Origin of the sequence: Paenibacillus sp. Leaf72 (assembly GCF_001422685.1) — a bacterium.
Taxonomy (GTDB): Bacteria; Bacillota; Bacilli; order Paenibacillales; family Paenibacillaceae; genus Pristimantibacillus.
In genome coordinates, this window is the sequence record NZ_LMLV01000002.1 from 157,592 (window position 1) to 181,001 (window position 23,410).

General features: G+C 47.7%; 16 protein-coding genes and 1 pseudogene. 15 read left to right on the forward strand and 2 right to left on the reverse strand.

Features of this window, described 5'->3' with window-relative positions:
- Positions 1–11: 11 nt before the first annotated feature.
- The 10 genes and pseudogenes from ASF12_RS09960 to ASF12_RS10000 all read left to right on the forward strand — a co-directional run bounded on the left by ASF12_RS09960 (position 12) and on the right by ASF12_RS10000 (position 14,514).
- Positions 12–1,724 carry a GGDEF domain-containing protein gene (locus tag ASF12_RS09960; protein ID WP_056033409.1) on the forward strand — a complete coding sequence of 571 codons (1,713 nt, stop codon included), beginning with the start codon at positions 12–14 and terminating at the stop codon, positions 1,722–1,724.
- Positions 1,725–2,207: 483 nt separating this feature from the next.
- On the forward strand, positions 2,208–3,398 hold the full coding sequence (locus tag ASF12_RS09965; protein WP_056033412.1) for a cytochrome P450 family protein: 1,191 nt from the start codon (positions 2,208–2,210) through the stop codon (positions 3,396–3,398).
- A gap of 66 nt (positions 3,399–3,464) precedes the next feature.
- Positions 3,465–3,551, forward strand: a pseudogene (locus ASF12_RS35540) (VOC family protein); the annotation flags it as partial.
- A 206-nt stretch (positions 3,552–3,757) separates the two neighbouring features.
- Entirely contained in the window at positions 3,758–5,560 is a 1,803-nt protein-coding gene (locus ASF12_RS09970; RefSeq protein WP_235533118.1) for a sensor histidine kinase, read from the forward strand.
- Positions 5,553–7,160 (forward strand): response regulator transcription factor, encoded by a 1,608-nt coding sequence (locus tag ASF12_RS09975; RefSeq protein WP_056033415.1) that lies wholly within the window; start codon positions 5,553–5,555, stop codon positions 7,158–7,160. The genes ASF12_RS09970 and ASF12_RS09975 overlap by 8 nt, the downstream gene beginning before the upstream one ends.
- A 110-nt stretch (positions 7,161–7,270) precedes the next feature.
- Positions 7,271–8,716, forward strand: coding sequence for a carbohydrate ABC transporter substrate-binding protein (locus ASF12_RS09980; RefSeq protein WP_056033417.1), 1,446 nt, complete (start codon positions 7,271–7,273; stop codon positions 8,714–8,716).
- A 419-nt stretch (positions 8,717–9,135) separates the two neighbouring features.
- Entirely contained in the window at positions 9,136–11,274 is a 2,139-nt protein-coding gene (locus ASF12_RS09985; RefSeq protein ID WP_056033420.1) for a discoidin domain-containing protein, read from the forward strand.
- 341 nt (positions 11,275–11,615) lie between these two features.
- Positions 11,616–12,500, forward strand: coding sequence for a carbohydrate ABC transporter permease (locus ASF12_RS09990; RefSeq protein ID WP_056033524.1), 885 nt, complete (start codon positions 11,616–11,618; stop codon positions 12,498–12,500).
- 1 nt (position 12,501) lies between these two features.
- Positions 12,502–13,341, forward strand: coding sequence for a carbohydrate ABC transporter permease (locus tag ASF12_RS09995; protein WP_056033422.1), 840 nt, complete (start codon positions 12,502–12,504; stop codon positions 13,339–13,341).
- A 90-nt stretch (positions 13,342–13,431) separates the two neighbouring features.
- Positions 13,432–14,514: a peptidylprolyl isomerase gene (locus ASF12_RS10000; protein WP_081418729.1), complete on the forward strand. Its 1,083-nt coding sequence runs from the start codon at positions 13,432–13,434 to the stop codon at positions 14,512–14,514.
- Between the two features lie 873 nt (positions 14,515–15,387).
- Here the strand turns inward: ASF12_RS10000 and ASF12_RS10005 are convergent.
- Both ASF12_RS10005 and ASF12_RS10010 read right to left on the reverse strand, forming a co-directional pair.
- Complete coding sequence (locus tag ASF12_RS10005; RefSeq protein ID WP_056033428.1) at positions 15,388–16,245, reverse strand: SDR family oxidoreductase; 858 nt, start codon at positions 16,243–16,245, stop codon at positions 15,388–15,390.
- 157 nt (positions 16,246–16,402) lie between these two features.
- Entirely contained in the window at positions 16,403–16,819 is a 417-nt protein-coding gene (locus ASF12_RS10010) for an Rrf2 family transcriptional regulator (protein ID WP_056033431.1), read from the reverse strand.
- A gap of 210 nt (positions 16,820–17,029) precedes the next feature.
- Between ASF12_RS10010 and ASF12_RS10015 the strand changes: the two genes are divergently transcribed.
- The 5 genes from ASF12_RS10015 to ASF12_RS10040 all read left to right on the forward strand — a co-directional run bounded on the left by ASF12_RS10015 (position 17,030) and on the right by ASF12_RS10040 (position 23,404).
- Positions 17,030–18,196 carry a TerD family protein gene (locus ASF12_RS10015; RefSeq protein ID WP_056033433.1) on the forward strand — a complete coding sequence of 389 codons (1,167 nt, stop codon included), beginning with the start codon at positions 17,030–17,032 and terminating at the stop codon, positions 18,194–18,196.
- A gap of 475 nt (positions 18,197–18,671) precedes the next feature.
- Positions 18,672–19,559, forward strand: coding sequence for a carbohydrate ABC transporter permease (locus tag ASF12_RS10025; RefSeq protein ID WP_056033439.1), 888 nt, complete (start codon positions 18,672–18,674; stop codon positions 19,557–19,559).
- An 18-nt stretch (positions 19,560–19,577) separates the two neighbouring features.
- The gene (locus tag ASF12_RS10030; protein ID WP_162241889.1) at positions 19,578–20,435 is read left to right on the forward strand and encodes a carbohydrate ABC transporter permease; all 858 of its coding nucleotides are present in this window, start codon (positions 19,578–19,580) and stop codon (positions 20,433–20,435) included.
- A 56-nt stretch (positions 20,436–20,491) separates the two neighbouring features.
- Positions 20,492–21,766: an ABC transporter substrate-binding protein gene (locus tag ASF12_RS10035; RefSeq protein ID WP_056033446.1), complete on the forward strand. Its 1,275-nt coding sequence runs from the start codon at positions 20,492–20,494 to the stop codon at positions 21,764–21,766.
- Between the two features lie 36 nt (positions 21,767–21,802).
- The gene (locus tag ASF12_RS10040) at positions 21,803–23,404 is read left to right on the forward strand and encodes a glycoside hydrolase family 43 protein (protein ID WP_056033449.1); all 1,602 of its coding nucleotides are present in this window, start codon (positions 21,803–21,805) and stop codon (positions 23,402–23,404) included.
- The last annotated feature ends 6 nt before the right edge of the window (positions 23,405–23,410 follow it).

The window sequence follows — 23,410 nt, forward strand, 5'->3', positions numbered from 1 at the left end:
GGAGAAAATTTGTGAGCCCATTAGCATGGTATGATCTCTTTTTATTCATCCTCTTGTTTGTCGTATATATTTATGTTTTTGCTACCGTTAGGATTACGAACTTACATAAGGTGTATTTCTTATTTCATTTTTTAATGATGCTTTGGCCGGTGTGCCAATTTGCTACAGATCTGACTGACGATCCGCAGTTACAGTTGTTTTATGTAAATATGTCTTTTGTGGCCCTCTCCTTGTTGGGAAGCGGTTGGCTTCTGCTCACGATCTTTCTTACCGGGAATGCAGACAAGCTGGGAAATAGGAGACTATTTTTATTATTTGCGCCTGCGGTTATTGCAGCAGTTGGTGTCATTATAAATCCGTTTAATCTTTTTGTAGCTCCGATGAGGGGCGGTTACGTCGATAGAGCATATGGCATATGGTTCTGGATTGTGATCGCTATTCTATTGAGCTACTTTTTTGCTTCTCTCTTTGTTTTGTTTGGGGCATTACATTCTTCAAGAACGTCACCCATGATCAAAAATCAAGTGAAGATTACGCTGTGGGGCATATTCGTGCTGGCCACTTTTGCCGGTATTGACGCTATTCTTAATGTGGTGTTAAAGCAGTGGCTGCCGATCATTCCAGGATTTACTTCTCTAGGCATTTTTCTTTCAGATTTATTTTTCGTATATGTCATTAAAAAATACAATGTGTTTGATCTTGTTTCCATCGCCCATGAGGACGTCATCAATACGATTCCATATGGAATCCTTGTATTAGATGAGAATGAATCCATTATTGAAGTTAACAAAGCTTTACGATCGTCTATGGATTTAAATGTGGGTGACTATTTTGATATGGAGACGTTTCTTGGCACTGTTCATGTAGAGGGCAGCAGCAAGGAATTTCTGGAGCGTTATAAGCAAAAGGAAAATACGTTGTCTCAAATTGAAATCGTCGCCCAGCGCGATATCGAACGTCATTTTATTGTACAAGCTTCCCCAATTGTTGATTCTTACCCGATGCAAATCGGCCATATTATTACGTTCCAGGATGTCTCGCAAGAGCGCTTTTATGTTCAAGAAATGAATCGGCAAAATGAGATCCTCCAGGAGCGCAATCATTCACTGGATCGCATCCGTAATGAGTTATCTGAAGCTAATCGAAAGCTTGAAGAATTAGTTCTTACGGACAGTTTAACCAACTGCTACAATCGCCGTTATTTGACCCAACAGTTGACTCATGAGGTTATAACCAATATTCAATATAAAACGCCATTTTCACTCATCCTGTTTGATATTGATTTCTTTAAAGCGATCAATGACCGCTTTGGGCATGTAATTGGGGATGAAGTTCTTTATCGTACGGCTCAAGCCGTCAAACAATCCATTCGCGGTACCGATATTTTAGCCCGATATGGGGGGGAAGAATTTATGATCTACCTTCCGCATACTAAGCGCCAGTTGGCAGAGCAATTAGCGGAACGAGTGAGATTAGCGGTAGAGTCGAACTACATTTTGGTAGATCATGAAGTTAAGCAGGTTTCGATAACGGTAAGCGTGGGCATTTTATCCATTGAGGACTTTGATCATGAGCATGTGCCGGACAATCCGGAAGGCTATTTAATTCAACTTTTTGCTGCAGTAGATAGAGCCCTTTACCAAGCGAAGCAAAATGGACGCAATCGGATCGAATTCGCAGATTTCCAAAGTGTTTCTAATCCTAAGCTGAAGCAATTGTATTGAATAATTATTTGATTTAATTGGGAGAATCAACAGCAGGGCGTTTCGGATATTATATTGAAATAGATGCCTTACGACGGGACACTATAGCAAAAAAATGAGATCGCTGCCTTCGCAGATGGTCTCATTTTTTTGCTATAGTAACGGGCAGTATTCTGTGGGGGACCATAAATATTAGAACTGATGAAGAACAGAGAAAAGGAATATTGGAATGTAGAAAAGTTCCAACGAGGAGGCAAAAGTACAACAATAGTCTTCAGGGTGGAATGATTTTTTCGCGTTTATGGCACGAATTGACTTTGATTCTGTAGGTGAGGTATACTTTTCGTGTATCAGAAAAAGGGTTTTTTATTAAAATTTGGATGAATTAGGCTTAGATTGATTTCGGAATGAGCGGGTTTCTCTTCGTCAATTTTCACTAGTTTTGTCCCTGGCCGAATCGTAGATTACCACACGTATTCTATATGTTGGAAGGAGATGGTGGCATTGAATTCAAGAGGCACGATCGAGCAGAAGATGCTTACACCGGAGTTTAAACAGAATCCCTACCCCGTCTATGAAAAATTACGAGCCAGCAATCCTATTTTTAAGCAGTTTTTCCCGAATGGCCATTATGGCTGGATCGTAACCAAATATGAGGACGCCGTGGAAGTGCTCAAGGACCCGCGTTTTATTAAAGATATAGCTAAAGTCAGCAGTATTGAGCAAAAGAGTGTAATAGGAAAAAATATGCTGTTCTCGGATCTGCCGGATCATAAACGCTTACGTAGCTTTGTGCAAAAAGGCTTCACTCCCCAAATCATTGCGGGGAAGCGAGAACACATCCAGAAAATAGCCGATGAGCTTCTCGATGCGGTGGCCGCTGGACCTACCATGAATCTGATTGACGATTATGCGTTCCACCTTCCTATTATTGTCATTTGCGAAATACTAGGTATTCCTGCTGAGGATCGTGAGCAATTTCGAAGCTGGTCAAATTCCATTATTGAAGTCTCCTTTGAGGAGAGCAGCCGGGAAGCCTCTTTGCAGGCCCAAGATGAATTCGTAGCTTATCTTAAAGAGCGGTTTGACTTTGTACGGGAAAACCCTTCAGATGACTTGATCAGCCAACTGGTGGTCGCGGATGAAAGTGGGGATCAGTTAACGGAAGGAGAATTATATGGGGTCATTACCCTGCTCATTATTGCTGGGCATGAAACAACGGTCAACCTGATCGGCAATGGCGTGCTTGCCCTGTTGGAACACCCGGAGCAGCGCGAGCAGCTGTTGCAGCATCCGGAATACATTCATGGCGCTATTGAAGAAATGCTCCGCTACAACGGGCCTGTCGAATTTAGTACGGGTCGCTGGGCAAGCGAGGATCTGGAATTCAAAGGCCATATGATGAAGAAAAATGACATGGTCATCGTAGCGCTTGATTCTGCGAACCGTGATCCCGAGCATTTTAGCCAGCCCGATGTATTCGATATATCCCGGGGCAAGAGCCAGCACCTGGCGTTTGGCAAAGGAATTCATCTCTGCCTGGGCGCGCCTCTCGCAAGGCTGGAAGGAGAAATCGCCATCAATACGCTGCTTCGGCGCTTCCCGAGGCTTGAGCTTCAGGCTAATATCGCCGATTTGGAATGGAGACCGGGGATGATTGTGCGCGGAGTTAAAGAAATACCGCTGTCCATTTAGAGCGGCTAACCACATGTTATGTTTTCACGGCTGCCTGCGGGCAGCTTTATTCTTTTTTCACATTTCGGCCCTTTAGTAGAAATGCCATCCGGACGGGTATTTAACTTTGCGGATCATGAAGAAAATGACTTCGCTGTCATGGAAAAAAAGTAAATAAGGCTCAATAGAGCTGAACCGATACCACTTAAGGTGGCCGACTATAATAGTCGGTCGCCTTTTTTATTTCCTATTTTGGCACTCCCCAAAAAGTTATTGTTGTTTGGTTGTATAGACGGCTATGTCATTTGCCCTTAAGATAAAGCTATTCTATTCATGAATTAATGCACGCTTTGAGTTTGAGCAACAAACGGGGGTGTAGGATGAACGGAAATTTTAAGCTTAGCCCTATGCGGGCTTCCACATTTTTACGGAAATTATCTATTAAGCATCGACTATTAATTGCCTTCCTGATTACCTCGCTCCTGCCTGTCGTCTCCGTAGCACTTTATTCAAACCTTAGATATGAGGCGTCTATTTCAGAAAAACTAAGCACATCCACCCTTCAAGTGTTGTCCGAATCCGCGACGAATGCATCCAGAGAACTTGCGCAATACGAGACCCTTAGTGAATCCATTATTATAAACAGCCTGATACAAAGCGGGCTCCAGCATATGAACAGCATGACGGATTTTGAGAAATACGGCTTGCAGACCGATATTAAAGATGCTCTGGGGGAGCAAGTCTTTCGCCTAAGCAATATTTCGAATGTTGTGATTTTGACTAATGAGAGCGACATCTTTTTTGATCTGGGATATGAATGGTATCCGAAAAACCAAATCGCGGATTCCCTGCAAGGCATAACGGAAACGGCTGGCAACATAAAGTGGACGTATCTGCATTCCAACCGGGGCTCGGATAAAATTGCTTTGAGCCGCATTATTTTTTCCCAGGATAATCTGAATCAAACGTTGGGCTACCTCGTTATCGTCATTGATGAAAAGGTGTTCTCGCGCAATACTTTTGAGCATGTGGACCTTGGAAAAGGAGGCAGGCTCTACATTACGGATCATAGCGGCGTCGTCGTGTCCTCCGTGTCGTCTTCGATTCCCCATGGGCAGACGTATAACCAGCAAGAAGTATTTAGCGCCATGATGTCCAATGGGCCCAGCAAAACCTTTTATGCGAAAGTCGATGGGGAACGCGTACTTGTAGGCAGCGCCTATATCCGGTCAGCAGACTGGCATATGATTGGCCTGATTCCGCATTCGTATATCATTTCGGAGCTTTCTGCGATTAGAGGAAGCTTGCTGTATATTTGCTTGTTCATCCTGCTGCTAGCCGGACTGCTGGCCATGTGGATTTATCGCAGCATTAATCGGCCGATGCGCGATTTGCTCCAATATGCGACCCAAATTAAGCTTGGCAGGCTGGAAACCCGGCTCGGTCCGACACATTCCGACGAAATGGGGCGGTTATCCGAAACGATCAATCAAATGGTCGCACGGCTCAAAATGCTGATTTATCAAGTCGAAGAGGAGCAGCAGGCGAAGCGCGAGGCAGAGCTGAAGATGCTTCAAGCTCAAATCAACCCTCACTTTCTGTTCAACACGTTAAATTCCTTGAAATGGAGCGCAATGATGAGCGGGAACGAAAATGTGGAGCAAGGGATCGCGTCTTTATCCGAGCTGCTTCATAATACGATTTTGGATACGGAAGAAATGATTACGCTGGAGAAGGAAATCGACAACTTAATGCATTATGCCGTCATCCAGCGCATGAGATATGGCGACTCGTTTAAACTCGCATGCCGCATGAGCGATGATCAGCTTTATCAATGCCAAGTTCCGCGCTTCATTCTTCAGCCGATTGTAGAAAATTCAATCTTGCATGCGGGCAGCGGGGAAGGCCGCAGAGTACATATTACCGTAGACGGCTCAATTAACGAGGGCAGGCTGCTGCTTCAAATTTCCGATGATGGCAAAGGCTTCGATATGGCCGAGGTGCAGGAGCGGAAGCATTCCCATGACAAGCTGTCAGGGATAGGGATGAGCAATGTAGAAGAGAGAATACGCCTTCATGTAGGAAAGCAATACGGGATTAAAATCTCAAGCGAGCCAGGTCGCGGGACGCAAACGTTAATCAGCTTGCCAATGACGATGAAGGAAGGGGTAGAACATGTATAAAGTCATTATCGTAGATGATGAGATGATCGTTCGTCATGCTGTCAAAACCATCATTAAATGGGAGGATAGCCGCTTCGAATACGCAGGCTCTGCTTCGAGCGGGGTATCGGCGATGGAGCTCGTAAGAAGAACCAAGGCGGATATCGTCATTACCGATATTAAAATGGCTGAAATGGATGGCCTTAAGCTGATTAAAAGCTTGCTGGCGGACGGATTTAAAGGCGAAGTTCTCGTCTTAAGCAACTATAATGATTTTGATCTCGTGCGCGAGGCGCTCAAGTTCGGCGCCTACGATTATATGCTCAAGCTTACGTTGAAGACCGAAACGTTTATGCAGACGCTTGAAGAAATGGCGGCTAAGCTGGATGCCAAACAGAGTTATTTTCAACCCCAGACAACGACTGCAGAGCAGGCCGATGGCGAGCTGGTGCAGCTGTATGATTTGTTGAAAAAGCATGATCAAGCTGAGCAGCCTCAGCTGAACGGGAATATTTTTAATCAAAAGGAAAGGCAAGCGATCTCTCGGCTACAAGGCTTATGCTGTTATACATTTACGCTAAATATGCTAGAAGGCGAGCGCGCTAATCATCAAACGCTAGACTTTCATGAAACGTTAGAGAAGCTTGCCGAGGGGCTGTTCCCGAACAAGCATTTTTTATTTGTATTTCATCCCCGCCCGAACCGTTACACCTTAATCATCTCCACTCCCTTGCTCCAAAATATTGTCGATCCTGAAGAAATAGCCCAACGTTTGATTAAGCTGTCGGAAATGTATTATGGCCAAGTGATTAGCGTCATTTATGGGCAGCCAGCAACGTCATTTAAACATCTCATCGAGCAAATGAGCTTAAATAGGCAGGCCGAGGCGCTTCGCTTTTATACGGCGTATCAAGCAGGGTGCCAGTCCAATACCAGGCTAGCCGCAGATACGAATGAGCGGTTTCGTGAAGCAGAAGCCCAGCTGCGGGAGTGCTTGCGCGGCTCTGGCGATGGCGCGATTGAACGGTGGGTGGAAAAAGCTTTTTTATTAATGGAATCCGCCGCCGAGCATGGCATTCATTCGAAATCGCTGAAGCGCATAGTAGCAGGGGGCATTTGGGGGCTTTCTAATGCGGCAGCCTTGCAAATGGACACGCCTTGGAACGAGAAGGGCTGGATTGAAAAAGTCGAAGCAGCGGACTCTGATTCCAGCTTAAAGCTGATCATTAAAGAGCTTTCGGATGAAATTCTGGACTCTTTAGGACAAGGAGCGCAGCTTGCTGCATCCACTTCTACCTTGCGCCAGGAAATACGGCAAGCGTTGGCCTACTTAAATAAACATTTTGCGGATCGCGTGTCGATTTCGGATGTAGCCTCCTATGTGGGACTGTCTGAGCCGTATCTTTGCCAGCTGTTCAAGGCAGAAACGGGGAGCAGCATTTTGACCAGGCTCAATGAAATCCGCATGAACAGAGCCTATGACATGCTCCTGTCCGGCAAGTATCTTGTGAAGCAGGTTGCCATTGAGGTGGGCATTCCAGATCCGTTTTATTTTAATCGCCTATTTCGAAAACGCTACGGCCATCCCCCGAAAAATGTAAAAAGCATGCCGCCCGTCTAATCATGAAAATCTTAAAATTGTCCATACTCATCCGCTCTTTTGTTCATTTAGCGACGCTCCTTGCGAACTTATAATGAAGTTCATTACAAATGAAAGGGGTCACTAAATCAATGAAAAAAAACAATGGGTTTGCTTTTGCAGCTGTAGCGATCGCCCTTACTACGACGTTAGCCGGCTGCGGATCGGGCAACAGTCCGAGCAATGAAGCGACACCGCCATCCTCTGCCGCCCCATCGGCTTCGGATACAGCTGCTGCATCCCCGTCTGAGGGTGCTTCGCCAGCAAGCGGCAAAACGTTTGAAAATCCAGAGCTGGACGTTGCCGTCTTCCAAGGCGGCTATGGCCGGGAATTTTGGGATAGCGCTGCCGAGGCGTTTATGCTTGATTACCCCGGGACTAAAATCAACATTACCGCCAGCCCGAAAATCGGCGAGCTCATTCGGCCAAAAATCGTTGCGGGCAATCCGCCCGATTTTATGTACATTTCCGGCAGCGACAATACGCCGCTTGTGAACGGGCTGATTAAAGACAAAGCGCTGCTTGATTTGACGGAAGTATTCGAGGAATTGACGCCAGAGGGCACCCCGCTTAAGGATAAAATTCTCGATGGTGTTCTGAATTCCCGGGCAACGTCCCCGTATGATGATGGCAAAGTGTATTTGGCCCCTTATAACTTTGGCGTCATGGGCCTGTGGTATAACAAAGCGCTGTTTGAGGCGAAAGGGATGACGCCGCCTAAAACATGGGATGATTTCTTTGCGGCAAATGCGGCGGCTAAAGAGAATGGACGCGCTTTATTTACGTACCAAGGCATTTATCCAGGCTACCTGGAGGAAATGATCGTTCCTGCCATTTATGCAGCGGGCGGCACGGAAGCGCTGAACCAATTTTTCGACTACGATCCTGAGTTTTGGAAAAGCGACACATTTAAGCAGGTATGGGGCCTCATGGAGAAAATCGCAACCGAAGACAATGCATTGATGACGGGCACCGTTGCGCTTAACCATACGCAATCGCAGACAGCGTTCCTTCAAGGCAAAGCGATGTTTATTCCAAACGGCAGCTGGTTTGAGGATGAAATGAAGGATGCGCCGCGCGAGGAAGGGTTCAGCTTCGGTTATTTAGGCGTTCCTTCGTTTGGATCAGACAAACCGGTATCCGCCCTGACGAATGTGGAAACGGTAGTCATTCCGGCGAAGGCTAAAAATCCAGAGCTTGCCAAAGAATTCCTCAAGTACTTGTACACAGATAAGATCGTCCAGCTCAATGGCGACAAGGCTAAAGCAGTTATGGCGGTCAAAGGCGCGCCGGATCTCGTTAAAGCGTATATTACGGAGACAACCTACAACGTTTATAAGGCGGCGGATGACGGCATGCTTGCGGTTAATGGCGCCTTTAAGCCGGTGGCCAAAGGCAGCAAGTTCAACCCTAGTGATGAAGTTTATAAGCCATTTTCCTCGATTATGAGCAAGCAGATGACGTTGGATGAATATGCTGCCAAGCTGTATAAGGTGTATTCGGAAATTCAGAAGGAGCTGGAGGCTGCTGGAGCCTAACGGGCGGCAGATAGCATGTTGTAGGCGGTAGGCGGCAGGCGGGATGAGATGAGGGTTTACCTCAGGCTCATCCTTTTTTATATCTCATAATTCATAAACCTGAAGGATTTTATGATTTCCTGCATTTTTCGATGAACAGCTAAAAATCCTCTATATGAATCTGCCTTTTTGTTCATTTGGTTAACGCTCTTATGAATTTATACTGAAGCTCAACTGGCAAACCCAGCTTGTAGACCAGCTTGCGCTCCAAATGATGTGGCTTCGCCGTCTCATTCAAAGATCGACAGATTTTCGATTGGAGAGGGGCTGATGAGCATGTAGCGATATCTGGAAATGCAATATGAAAAAAGGAAGGCAATCCATTGCTCCATTGTTCAGCTTTGCGTCTGAATCAAATACATGTGGGAGGAAGCAATAGAATGAAAAAACGCATGTCAGGCTTATTGGTATTGCTGATTTTATGTTCCTCTATTTTCATGATTGGGCCGGTGGCGGTAAGTGCAGCAAATACGACGTATTATATTGATTCTGCTGGTGGGAATGATGCGAATAATGGCACCTCGACCACTACTGCTTGGAAAACGCTAACGAAAGTGAATGCGACGACATTCCAGCCGGGTGACCAAATTTTGTTTAAATCGGGCGGGGTATGGAACGGGCAGCTGTGGCCTAAAGGCTCAGGAGCAGCAGGGTCTCCTATCAAAATCGATAAATATGGCGGAACCGCAAAGCCGATTATTAACGGTGGCGGAACGCAGAGGGATTATCAAGCGACGGGCGCCGTCATGCTGCGCAACCAGCAGTATTGGGAAATCAGCAATCTTGAAGTGACGAATGACGACAACTTTAACGTAGATTTAGTAACGACTACTTATGCAAACAGCAAGCCCACCAACATAAGAGACGGCATTCTGGTTGTGCTGGATACGAATCAAGTGGCGGCAGGCGGCGACACGATCATGGATCATATTTATATTCATGATAATTACGTGCATGATGTCGATAGCCCGAACGAATGGCCGAACCAGTATGGCAACGCCTCGTTCAATGGCGGCATTATGTTTTATGTCATTGGCGCTTTAAAGGCCAACATGACGTTCAATGATGTCAGGATTGAAAATAACACCATCGAGAAGGTCGATCTGCTCGCCATTGCCAATTTCAATTACACGACGACAACGGCGTTCCAAGACGAAATCGAACCGTATAACTTGTGGCAAACGAATATTTATATCGGACACAACTACATGCGCAATATAGGCCAAGGCGCAATTGATGTATGTGATGCGAAGGGGGCAATTATCGAATACAACGTCGTAGATGGCTGGTCCAAGCGCTATAACGCGGAAAGCGCAGGCATTTATCCGTGGAAATCTCAAAATGTAACGTTCCAAAACAACGAGGTTTACGGCGGGCCGACGACGACGGGGGCGAATAACGGAGATGGAACCGCCTTTGATTTTGATTCGCCCAACAGCAATATCGTCTATCAATTCAACTATACCCATAACAACCCCATGGGCTGGATGTCTTATCTGGGCCGAAGCAGCAATAATATTGCCAGATACAACATCAGTGACGATAACGCTGCCTATTTAATCAAGTTTGGCTGGTTCGACGTCGATAGCTCGGCTGCGTATTTCCTGAACAACGTCTTTATTTATAACGGCGGCGTAACGAAATTTACGAATTCCAACGCTAACCTTGCCTCTACTTATTTCAAAAGTGTGCCGTATTATTTTTACAATAACGTTTTTTATGACAAAAATACCCCTTCCTCCAGCTTTTGGCCGAGCAGCTCCGGCAGCTATGGAACGGCTGTATTTAGAAACAATGCGTTTTATGTAACTACCGGCAGCCATGCGGCTGGCGAACCGAATGATCCAGCGAAGGTGATTGCGCCGCCTCAAATGGTTAACCCGGGGCAAGCGCCGACCTTAGGAGCCAACGGCTTTACAAGCGGCGCAACCGTATGGGATGGCTACAAGCTGCAAGCCACTTCTCCACTCATTAATGCCGGTTATAATGTGCCGCAATTAGGAACGACCGATTTTTATGGAAATGCCTTATTTAATGGGGCGGCTCCGGATATTGGCGCTTTTGAATCGACCGTCATAGGCGGCGGAGGCGGTGGACCGACATCAGTCACGGTAGGTGGAACGGTAACGGCGAGCTCCACAAGCAGCCCGTCAGGAGAAGAGAAGGAAAAAGCCTTTGATGCGAATATTTCGACCAAATGGCTCATCACAACCGGAACAGGCTGGATTCAGTACAAATTTGTAACCGGTGTCTCTCATATCGTGACCTCGTATGCGATAACGTCCGCTAACGATGTGCCGGCGAGGGACCCGAAAAACTGGACGCTGCAAGGCTCGAACGACGGAACGAACTGGACGACGCTGGATACACGCACGAATGAAGCATTTGCCACCCGTTTCTTGACCAAGACGTATACGTTCAGCAATTCAACTGCTTACTCGTATTATCGCTTGAACGTAACGGCGAATAGCGGCGGTGCAGCACAACTGCAGCTCGCTGAGATCGGTTTATTCACTTAAAAAGGAAGGCAGTGGCCGCCGTTTATCGTTCAAATATAGGAAAGGATATGATTTTCCCATCCATTCTCTATATTTCTCGGAATGAAACGAGCTGCGCCGCCAAAGGACGGCGACAGCCGTTTCACCTTGAAATATAGGAAAGGATATGATGTTTGCATCCATTCTCTATATTTCTCGGAATGAAACGCGCCGTGCCGCCAAAGGACGGCGACAGCCGTTTCACCTTAGCATGGCGGCTTCTGCAAATCAATAATACGCCCATAGTAGACCATTGTGCTGCAAAAGCAAAAGGACAGCAAGCATGAGCGCAGTACGTGCAGCAAGGGGAAGGAATGAAAACGATGACCATGAAAACCAAAAGAACCTTTTTCATCCTCGTATGTTTATTGCCAGGACTGTTGCTATTCTCTTTGTTTAAGGTGTATCCTACGTTTCAAATTTTTCAAAAGTCGCTGTACCTGTGGACGGGGTTAAGTGATGAGCCGAAATATATCGGGCTTAAAAATTTTACGGATATGCTTCACGATGAGACGTTCCTGCTGTCCATGCGCAATACGGGCTTCTTAATGCTGGTCGTGCCGATTATTACGATTATGATCGCTTTAATTAATGCCTCTATCTTAACGCAATCGAAGCTCAAGGAACGCGGCTTTTACCGCACCGTTTTCTTTTTCCCAAGCATTCTTTCGTTCGTTGTTATCGCTATCCTGTGGTCCTTTATTTATCACCCTACGATGGGCTTTGTGAACACTGGCCTAGAGATGATTGGACTTGGGGAGTGGGCGAAGCCGTGGCTGGGCGATCAGCGCACCGTCCTTTGGGCATTGGCGATTACCTTGATCTGGCAGGCGGCCGGGTATTACATGGTCATGTATATGGCAGGGATCGACAGCATTTCGCCGGAGCTTTATGAAGCTGCCGACCTTGATGGGGCAACCCGCATACAGCAATTTTTCCGCATTACGATTCCGATGCTGTGGGAGATTATTCGCGTCACGATTATTTTCAGCATTAATGGGGTCCTTAGCATTAGCTTTATCATTGTTTCGATTATGACGGGGGGCGGGCCCGATCGGCATTCGGAAGTTGTGATGACTTATTTATATGCCCAAGCTTTCACGAACTCGAATTTTGGCTATGCGATGGCGATCGGGGTTGTCGTATTTGTCATTTCGATGCTGCTCGCGCTTGTGAGCAATAAATTAACGGAAAGGGGATCGTATTAACATGCCCGCTTTGACAGCCATTCCGGGGAAAATCGTTCTTCGCCTCTTTCTGCTCGTGCAGGCGCTCTTAGTCGTCTATCCGCTTGTCTGGAATGTACTGGCGTCCTTCAAAACCAATACGGAGGTTATGGGAAGCCCTTGGCGGCTGCCGTCGAGCCTAAATTGGAGCAATTACGTTCATGCTTTTACGACGGCGAAAATGGGCGACTACATGATCAACTCCGTTATTATCGTTCTATTATCGATGGCGGTGCTGCTGCTTGCGGCGGTTCCCTCTGCCTATGTGCTGGGGAGGATGAAATTCCGCTTGCGTGGATTTATAGCGCAATTTTATATGGCAGGGCTGTTTATTGGGGGCGTTTATATTATTGTGCCGCTGTTCATTTTAATGAATGAATGGCATATGCTCGATAATCGCTTTTGGTTAAGCACCGTTTATGCGACAGGCAGCTTGCCTTTTTCTATTTATTTGCTCACCGGCTTCATGAAGTCGATTCCGCACGATTACGAGGAAGCGGCCATGATGGATGGCTGCAGCTATTTTGGCATTTTGCTGCGCATTATTGTGCCGATGGCCCGGCCGGGCATTATTACGCTGACTGTCTTCAGCTTCTTCGACTTTTGGAATGAATACGTGCTGGCGATGACCTTCATTACGAGCGATAGCAAGAAGACGATTCCGGTTGGCTTGTCTAATCTGATGCAAATCCAGCAATTTGCTACCGATTGGGGCTCCCTTTTCGCCGGCCTAGTCATTGTGCTTGCACCAACCATTCTCGTGTACGCGCTGCTGCAAAAAAAATTAACGAATGGCATGTCGCTTGGCGGAGTGAAGGGCTGAGTGAAGGGCCGAGTGAAAGGCGGAGTGAAAGGCGGAGTGCAGCTTTAACTGAGAGGAACAGGGGATATCGGATGCGAATGGAGGAGACGGATGAATCGGAGAGGGTCTAACCAAATGTTTTTCAACACGGTTAAGTCTCGAATTGTGCTATTTGCTGTCGTTATTGGAGTAGTGGCGGTTATTTCAGTCGCAGGGTTCGCAGCCTTGTTGCCCTCCGAGCCTCAAGGAGAGGAGATCATCCTAGAGGTGGGCGGCTTGCCTGTCACCGAAGCCGAATTTCTGCTTTATATGGAGAAGGAAAAAGGGGCCGTCACCAACTATTTCAACGTAACCTATGGGGCCGAAGATAGTGAAGCCTACTGGACGGAAACGTTCGGAGAAGAGCGTCCGATTGATAAGCTTAGACAGCAAGCAATGGACGAGGCTGTCAAAGGAAAAACCTTGCAGCTGCTGGCCGTAGAGCATGGGCTTGTGGCAGACAGCTCCTTTCGAAGCTTCGTTGAACGTTGGGAGAAGAACAATGCAGAGCGTGGCGAAAGCAAAGAGCAGGGGAAGGCGATTTTTGGCCTGGCCCAATACGATCTCAGCCAATATTATTTCTATTCCTTAAGCCAATTAAGGCTGGACTTTGAGGAGAAGCTGGGAGAAGGGGCATTAAAGGTAACGAAGGACGAAGTGAAGGACCGTTATCAATTCCATGCTGCAAAGTTTGAAAATCAAACCCAAATTACCTTTAATGAACTGTCCGTCTCCTACAGCAAGGAAGAACGGGAAGCGGCAGGCGAGAAAATAAAGCTGGCTCTTAAGCAGCTAGACTCCGGCACGCCTTTTGCAGAAGTGGGGAGGAAGTACGGCAAAGACGGCGTACGCCAGAGCTCGCTCGTTCTAGAGCAGCAAGCCTCTCCGCTCAAGGCCGATACCTTGCTGAAGCAGGCTGCTGAAACATTAAGGGTTGGCGAGCATTCTGCCATTATTGATCAGGGCAGCAGCTTCTCCATTATTCAGCTGATCGACAAAAATGAACAGTATGCGGTTCCCCTTGCGAGTCTGGAGTCCCAGCTGCAAAGCGAAGTGCTTCATCATAAATTCGAGCGTTATTTTGAGGAAAAGGTAAAAGCAGTGGACATTGCTGTAAATCAAGAAGCCTTTGATCGGTTGAAGGCAGGAGCGTGAACAGCCAAATAGGAGTAGGAACAGCTGCGAAAGGACATGAATAGCCAGAAAGGAGTAGGAACAGCCGCGAAAGGACATGAATAGCCAGAAAGGAGTAGGAACAGCCGCGAAGGGACATGGATAGCCAGAAAGGAGTAGGAACAGCCGCGAAGGGACATGGATAGCCGCACAGGAGCATGAATTGCTAAACAGGAACATGAACAGCCACACAGGTGTTTAAAACGCCAAATAGGAACACGGACAGCCAAACTTGCTGCGTGTTTATTCAAGACTAATCTCATCTGATGATTCAAGGAAAGGGGAACCTTAATTTGCGATTGTAACTGAGAGCACTGTAGCTCAGAGCGCTTTAGCTGAAGCACTGTAGCTGAGAGCACTGTAGCTGAGAGCAAGTTAGCTGAAGCACTGTAGTTGAGAATTCGAAGCTCGGGATGCTCACTGCTTTTTTGGAGGACTGAGGTTCCGCTATTCTGGCTTTTGACCCGATTTCTGGCCTTAAGCGGACAGGAAATCCGTTATTGCCCTCCGTACCCCGCCAAAATGGCCGATTGTGGAGCATTAGCGTCTCCTGAGTCCGCAGCCTGTGCCATAACCCTGATTTTGTTGAAATAGCGTCTGCTGTGTCCGCCGAGTCTAGCTTTGTGCCGGGTGCAAACCCCGAATCCCCGAATCCCTGAAACCCTGAATCTCTGAAACAAAGAGCATGAAGCTACCTTACGGTATGTATGATCACTTAGACAAGGGGTGGCATATATCAAAGCCCTTTCTCCAGACGTTTAACGTAAAACGAGGCTGTCCCGGAGGTCATTTCTGACCTCACGAGACAACCTCGTTTCTTTTGCCTACCCTGCCTATCCTCTTAGCGAGGAAAGCTTAACGTCCAGATAGAGCTGTAACAAATGCGCTCAAAGGAGCAGCCGGACGTCCAAGCAGCGTTTCCAGATCATTGCTCTCTACATCGAGGGAGCCTTCACGGATTGCGCCTTGCATATCCACAAACATCGCTACGACAAAATCAGGCAATCCGGCTTGAGTCAATGCTTGGCCGAATGCAGCATCGTCTACATCCACGACGTTGATCTCTTTGCCCAACGCTTCGCCAGTGATAGCAGCCAGCTCAGCTTGCGTACGAGGCTTGCCCGACAGCTCGTAAACGGTATTGTCATGTCCTTCGCCAGCCAGAACAGCCGCCGCCGCTTCGGCATAATCACTGCGCAATGCCCAGCCTGTACGTGCAGCGCCTGCGGCATTCAGCCAAGGAGCTCCATGAATGGCGCCTTGCACGCTGCCTGCTTCGTTTTCAACATACCAATTGTTCCGCAGCAGCGAATAGGGAATGCCCGTCGCCAGAATGGCTGCTTCCGCAGCGCGATGTACTTCTGCGAGCGAAAGCGTGCTCTTATCGGCTTTGGCAACACTTGTATAAGCGATGAAGCCTACGCCTGCTTTTTTAGCTGCATCGATAGCAGCTTGATGCTGGCGAATACGTGTAGCATTATCTGCATCAGCGGAAACGATCAACAAACGGTCTACACCGGCAAAAGCTTTATCAAGGGTTTCGGGCTGATCGAAATCACCGTAGCGAACGTCAACGCCTAGTGCCTGCAAATGCGCGGCTTTTTCTGGTGTACGCACACTTACCGCGAGCTGTTCAGCGGGCAGCTTTTTCAACAGGGAATCGATTACGTGAGAGCCAAATTGTCCAGTTGCGCCAGTAACTAAAATTTTCATGATTCATTCCTCCATGGGGTGGGTTTGTGTGTAATAAAACGGAATTCTACTATCGAATTCCCCTTGTAGCCTAGCTTTATTTACTATTGAAACTTTCAATGTTATAACTCAAGTGGTTACAACGAGCGCATAAAAAAAGCTGCTGCAAGAGCTTTTTTCAACCTACTTGTCCCATCATCTTCGCGATGCTCACGCTGCTTAATTTCTGCTCCATAGCAGCTTGGGCTTCAGCCAGTTCTGCCGTAAGCGAGGCTTCAATGGTTCTGCCTACAGGGCAGCGCGGACTAGAATTTTGATGAAAATTGAACAAGGGCCCCTCATCAATGACTTCAACCGCATGATACACTTCCAATAAGCTAATAGATGCGGGGTCTTTCAAAAGAGTAGCACCCCCAACACCGGGCCGGACGCTAATCAAGCGGGCTTTTTTCAGCTGGGCCATAATTCTTCGGATGACGACGGGATTCGTATTCACGCTGCCAGCAATAATATCCCCTGTGCAATCTCCCGGCATAACAGCAATCAACGTCAAAATATGGACTCCCATCGAGAAGCGGCTGCTGAGTTGTTTCATTGTTATCACCACCGTTGTAACTATCATAGTTACTTCTGAGCAGAAAGTCAATCCTGTTATTTTATTTTTTGTGTTTGGTTCATTGCTTTTGCATGACTTGGGTGAAGAGAAATCTAAGAAGCTGTTACGATGTCTATAGTCATTAATTCGTGTGATATACTAAAAATGTGTCATTTTGTAAAATAGGAGATTGATAAGGAGGGGTTATCCATGATCCTCACAAAAGGTCAAAAAATCGATGTTACAAAAGGTCGCGGGATTACTGATATTGCAATTGGGCTTTCTTGGCAGGCGGCAGATCCAGCAATCGATATAAATGCATCAGCTTTTCTCTTAAATCAAGCAGGTGTATGTGCCCAGGATGAAGATATGATCTTCTACAATCAACAGTCCAGCCGGCAGCATGCCGTTGCACACTCAGGTCAGGCGAATGGTGATCGAGAGCTTATAAAAATTTCGGTAGGAAAGATACCGAGTGATATACATAAAATCGCGGTAACACTCACCATTCATGATGGGGAATTGAACGGCCAAGCCTTTTCGCAAGTTCGCAGCGCCATAGGGCGAATCTATAATCCGATCAACGGAGAAGAGATAGGAAGATTTAACTTCGGAGAAGGCCTTAGCAAAGAAACAGCCATCGTTGTTGGCGAATTTTATCTCCATAAAGGGGAGTGGAAGTTTAGCGCCGTCGGAAGCGGTTTTGAGGGAGGGCTCGCCGCTCTTGTTAGCAACTTTGGACTCAAAGTATACAGCGAATCACATGCGGAAGTGGCTGCTGCTGCTGAACCCGCTGTTTCCCCTGCAAAGCCAAACCAATTGCTAAAAATAGAGCTCAAGAAGAAAGAGAGCATTAGCATTCAAAAGTCATCCAAGGTTACGGCGACTCTGGAATGGCAAACGGATAAGGATTTGGATCTGTATTGTTTTTATGTAACAAAGGACAGGCAGGTCGGCAAAATCTATTATCGCAACCTTGGATCGCCACATACTGCACCTTACATTCAACTGGATGGGGATGCTTTGGGGCATGGTAAAGAAACGATTGTCATTCATCGGCCGGAAGCGTTAAGCTTCGTTTTATTTGCCGCCTATAGCGCATTAAGCAATGGAACGGGCAGCTTTAAATCAATGAAGGTTCGCGCAGTTGTTGATAATCATCAGGGCCAAACCGTAACAGCACCACTTCTCGAGAAAAACGATTACGCCTATTGGGTGGCAATTGCCCACATCGATTTCACAGATGCCAAGCAAATGCGAGTCAGTCACGTTGAAAAATACTCCAAAGACGGGGTGGAGCGCAGTCCGCTTCTTTATGAAAAAGGCGATTTTAAAATGGATGTTGGCCCAGAAGAGTTTAAGGATGATTGGGACTGAGGTTCCGCTATTCTGGCTTTTTATGCGATTTCGGGCAGTATGCGGACAGGAGATCCGTTATCGTCCTCATTATCCCTTCAAAATGGTGATTGGCATCGCAATAGCTGCTCCTGAGTCCGCGAACTATGCCATAACCCGTTATTCGATAGAAATAGGGTCTTCTGTGTCCACCAAGCCTATCGATCGGGAATACGTTTGACGCGGGCTGCTTCTAGCAGGATTTGGGGGTATTATGTTCCCATTCACGTCCTACTACAATAGTCGGCACAAACTAAAAGCTTCCTCTCAAAAGAACTGCATTCAGACGAATGCGGTTTTTTTTGTTTTATTCCATCGCCCGACCGGACGAACCAATGAAAGTGCTATTTTACCTAATCAACGTGTCATTACAATGATTTATGTCATTGATAAAATAATGAAAACGGATACAACGCAACAGGCATCATGCGCATTAAGCTAGGAGAGGGTGTTACGGATGAACGAGACAGGCGTCAGACGCTTGGGCAGCAGACTGTTTTTCATGGGTCCCGCGCTGTTGATTTTTTTGGCAATCGTAGTTGTGCCGATCAGTATGAGCATTTATTATAGCTTCTTCCAATGGGACGGAGTTTCGGCAAAGATTTTTAATGGAGGGGACAATTTCAATCGGCTGATTCATGATCCGATTCTATGGACCTCGCTTAAAAATTCCGTGTACTTAACTTTGGGAGCGCTTTTAATTCAGCTGCCTGTCGGTTTGTTCTTTGCCATTGTGCTTAGCTACAAGCTGAGAGGGTCGAATTTTTTGAAAACGATTTATTTCACGCCGGTTATGCTGTCTACAGCCGTGCTTGGCATTTTGTGGGGGCAAATTTACGACCCGAATTTCGGGCTGCTGAATAATTTGCTTATGCAGCTTGGGCTCGACAACTGGGCACATGCCTGGCTCGGAGAGGAAGCGACGGCGCTAGGGTCGGTAATCGCAGTTGTTGCTTGGCAGTTTATCGGCTTTTATATTATCGTCTATTTCGGAGCGCTTCAGGGCATTTCCGAAGAGGTGCTGGAATCGGCACGAGTAGAGGGCGCAGGAGAGTGGAGAATTATTTTCAGCATCCAAATCCCGCTGATCTGGCCGACCATTACGTTCACGGTGCTGAACTGTGTGATTAATTCTTTGAAATATTTCGACCTGATTTATATTATGACGGGCGGCGGGCCGAATAATAGCAGTGAAGTGCTAGCAAGCTATATGATGAAAAATGCATTCCGCATGATGGACTTCGGATATGGCAGCACCATCTCTACTTTCCTGCTGCTGTTCGGGCTGTGCCTCGCATTTATTATTTCCAAGCTTCTGAGCCGTACAGGCGCCAGATTCGAATAAGAGAAAGGAGAGATGAAGGTGAGCGCGACTCAAACAATGCAGCCGGCGGGGACGCGTGGCAAAGGTTTTTCCCGATTGCTGCTGTATGTGCTGTTACTGGTGCATCTCGTATTTACAGGATATCCGTTCGTATGGATGGTCATTTCCTCATTCAAAACCAACAAAGAGTATTTCGCCAACCCTTGGGGGCTGCCGGAATCGTGGCATTTCGATAATTTTGTGCAGGCCTGGAACCAAGGAATCAACGGCTATTTGTTCAACAGCTTGTACATTACTTTCTTCTCGGTTGTCGGGCTGCTGGTCGTATCGACGCTGATTGGCTTTTATTTATCGATTCGGCCGTTTAAAGGCTCGAAGCTGCTGCTGGGGGCATTTTTTCTCGGCATGATGATTCCGATCCACAGCACCTTGATTCCATTGTTTACGATGGCGAACAAGCTGGGCATGTATGATTCGTTCTGGGCGTTGTTTTTCCCTTATGTCGCCTTTAATCTTCCGGTCGCTGTCTTTATTGCCCATGGTTTCTTTCAAGGGGTGCCGAAGGAGCTGGAGGAGGCGGCCATGATTGACGGCTGCTCGATCTACCAGACGTTTTTCAAAGTGTATTTTCCAATTGCGAAGCCTGTGCTGGCGACGATTACGATTCTTTCCTTTTTCAACATTATGAATGATTTCGTCTTTCCGCTCGTTATGGTATCCAAAGAATCGCTCAAAACACTGCCGCTCGGCCTTATGATGTTCAAAGGCAACTTCAGTGCCGATTATTCGCTCATCAGCGCGGCATTGGTCATTACGACAGCTCCAATCATTATTTTATATATGTTTCTGCAAAAGTATATTCAAAAGGGGGTTGTAGCGGGCTCGGTTAAAGGTTGATCGGAACATCTATTTATGAGCTGCGGCATTCGACACTATTCAAGGGGGAAACAAACATGAAAAAGGGTCTTATTTTATTGTTGGCAATGATGATGGTAGTGATGGCAGGCTGCTCTAACGCCGGAAACAAGGCGGAAGGCGAAGCGACGGAGGCAGCATCGGGCGATGTAACGAAGCTGACCATGTGGAGCATGGAGACGAGAAACAAAGATATTATTGAAAAGTCGATCAAGCAATTCAACGACGAGCATCCGAATGTGGAGCTTACGGCTGAGTTTTTTGAAGACGAGGCTTTGAAAACAAAAATGAAAGTAGCCATTACAGGCAACCAGGTACCGGATATTATTACGTATTGGAGCGGTGAAACTTTCGACACGCTCGTATCCAACAGCATGCTGGGCGATATTACCGAGCCGCTTAACAAGGATGAAGCATTCAAAAACGATGTGCTTAACGGCGGATTGGAAACGTTCTCTTACGACGGCAAAAACTACGGTATTCCCGTTCTGTTCAGCGGAGTATCCCTGTGGTACAACAAGCAAATTTTTGAGGAAAATGGCCTGACTCCTCCGACAACCTACGCGGAGCTGCTAAGCGTTGTAGACCAACTGAACGCTAAAAATATCGTGCCGATTACAGTTGCAGGCAAAGACCGCTGGCCGGTTCTGCACTGGTTCTCTTATCTGGCACAGCGCATCGGCGGCATGGAGCCGTTCGAGAAAGCGAAAAAAGGCGAAGCCGATTTCACTCAGGACAGCTTTGTGAAAGCAGGCGAAATGCTGCGTGAGCTTGCTGTCGATCATAAAGGCTTCATCAATGGCTTCCTTGGCCTTGATTATGCAGCGGCGGAATCGCTGTTCACGAACGGCAAAGCTGCGATGTATTTGCAAGGCGAATGGGCAATGAACTCCTTCCTGGATGGCGACTTTGCCGATAAAGTAGGCTTTGTGCCATTCCCGACAGTTGATGGCGGCCAAGGCGGCATTAACATTTACCAAGGCGGCTTCGGCGCCGGCATGGCGATTTCCTCGAAGACGAACCAAGAAGCTGCTTATGAGGCGATCCGTTTCCTCACAGACTCGCTGCAACGGAAAGAAATTAACGAGGGCGCGAACATCAGCCCGATGAAAAACCCTGGACTTGACGAGGCGAAAATGAACCCGCTGGCGTTTGCCTACGACAGCTCGATCAGCAGCAGCCTGGAAGGCTTCTTCAGCTACTACGACCAAGCGCTTGACGCGAAGCGTGCGGAGCAGTTTTTGAACTCGGTCGGTGCGATCGTCGGTCAAAACGCAAGCAGCGTAAAAGACGAGCTGGCGAAAATCAAGTAATAGCAGCTAGAACTTACGAGACAGGAGGCGTTTACGATTAACGTAATTAACAATCCGATACTTCGGGGCTTCAACCCCGATCCTTCGATCATTCGTGTCGGAGACGATTATTATATTGCGACCTCGACTTTCGAATGGTTTCCCGGTGTCCAAATTCATCATTCTCGCGATTTGAAAAACTGGCGGGTGCTCACGCACCCGCTTACCCGGGCGAGCCAGCTCGATATGATCGGCAATCCCGACTCCGGCGGAGTATGGGCGCCGTGCCTGAGCTACCATAACGGCATCTTCTACCTGGTGTTTACCGATGTGAAGAGCCATATGGGGCCTTTCAAGGACACGCATAACTATGTCGTTACAGCAACCGAGATTATGGGGCCTTGGTCAGAGCCGATTTATTTGAACAGCAGCGGCTTTGACCCTTCCCTGTTCCATGATGAGGATGGCACCAAATGGCTGGTCAATTTGACATGGGATCACCGCAAAGGGAAAAACCCGTTTGGCGGCATCGTTATTCAGCAGTATTCCGAGGAATTAAAGGCGCTGACGGGGCCGATTCAAACGATATTCGACGGCACGCCGCTTGGCTTGACCGAAGGTCCTCACATTTACCGCCATGACGGCTATTATTATTTGATTACCGCCGAGGGCGGCACGCGTTTTGGCCATGCGGCGACGGTTGCTCGCTCCCGGACGCTGCTTGGCACCTACGAGGCCGATCCGGCTGGGCCGCTTATTACGTCGGCGGACCGCCCAGAGCTTGAGCTGCAAAAGGCGGGTCATGTCAGTCTGGTTGAGACGCAGGCTGGGCAGCTGTACATTGCCCATCTGTGCGCGCGGCCGCTCAGCCCTTCGGGAAGCTGCACGCTTGGACGGGAAACGGCCCTTCAGAGGGTCGTTTGGACGGAGGACGGCTGGCTGCGCCTTATCAGCGGAGGCCATTCTCCAGAAGTTCAGGTGAGCGCGCCTGCGCTTCCGGAGCATCGTTTTGCGGCGGAGCCGGAGATCGAGCATTTTGACGGGGATGCGATCAGCATTCATCTTCATACGCTGCGCGAGCCGCGGAGCGAGCAATGGGCAACGCTGAAGGAGCGTCCCGGCCATATGAGGCTGAAGGGAAGAGAATCGCTGTATTCCTCCCACCGGCAGAGCCTGATCGCACGCCGCCAGCAATCGTTCACAGTAGATGCTGAAACGGTCGTTGAATTTGAGCCAGATACTTATCAGCAGCTTGCCGGGCTTGTATACTATTACAATACAAAGAATTATTATTACTTATGGATCAGCCGCGATGAGCAGCTGGGCAAATGCCTCGGCATTATGTCGAGCGACCGCTCTGTCTATGATGAGCCGCTTGAGCAGCCCGTATCGATTGATGGGGCCGAGCGCTGCTATTTGAAGGCGGAAGTCCGCCATGAGGCGCTGCAATTTTATTATTCGCTGGCTGGAGCGGCTTGGCAGCCAATTGGTCCTGTTCTGGATGCCAGCAAAATATCGGATGAAAACGCCGAGCTGGTGAAGGATGGCATTGCGCTGGATCAAGGCTTCACCGGGGCATTTATCGGCATTTGCGTACAGGATTTAAGCGGACGAGGCAAGTATGCGGACTTTGATTATTTCAAGTATTCTGAAAGGTGAGCTGAT

Coding starts and splice junctions, on each gene's coding strand:
- ASF12_RS09970 (WP_235533118.1), top strand. CDS start 3,758: ATGAACGGAAATTTTAAGCTTAGCCCTATGCGGGCTTCCACATTTTTA.
- ASF12_RS09975 (WP_056033415.1), top strand. CDS start 5,553: ATGTATAAAGTCATTATCGTAGATGATGAGATGATCGTTCGTCATGCT.
- ASF12_RS09980 (WP_056033417.1), top strand. CDS start 7,271: ATGAAAAAAAACAATGGGTTTGCTTTTGCAGCTGTAGCGATCGCCCTT.
- ASF12_RS09985 (WP_056033420.1), top strand. CDS start 9,136: ATGAAAAAACGCATGTCAGGCTTATTGGTATTGCTGATTTTATGTTCC.
- ASF12_RS09990 (WP_056033524.1), top strand. CDS start 11,616: ATGACCATGAAAACCAAAAGAACCTTTTTCATCCTCGTATGTTTATTG.
- ASF12_RS09995 (WP_056033422.1), top strand. CDS start 12,502: ATGCCCGCTTTGACAGCCATTCCGGGGAAAATCGTTCTTCGCCTCTTT.
- ASF12_RS10000 (WP_081418729.1), top strand. CDS start 13,432: ATGAATCGGAGAGGGTCTAACCAAATGTTTTTCAACACGGTTAAGTCT.
- ASF12_RS10005 (WP_056033428.1), bottom strand. CDS start 16,245: ATGAAAATTTTAGTTACTGGCGCAACTGGACAATTTGGCTCTCACGTA.
- ASF12_RS10010 (WP_056033431.1), bottom strand. CDS start 16,819: ATGAAACAACTCAGCAGCCGCTTCTCGATGGGAGTCCATATTTTGACG.
- ASF12_RS10015 (WP_056033433.1), top strand. CDS start 17,030: ATGATCCTCACAAAAGGTCAAAAAATCGATGTTACAAAAGGTCGCGGG.
- ASF12_RS10025 (WP_056033439.1), top strand. CDS start 18,672: ATGAACGAGACAGGCGTCAGACGCTTGGGCAGCAGACTGTTTTTCATG.
- ASF12_RS10035 (WP_056033446.1), top strand. CDS start 20,492: ATGAAAAAGGGTCTTATTTTATTGTTGGCAATGATGATGGTAGTGATG.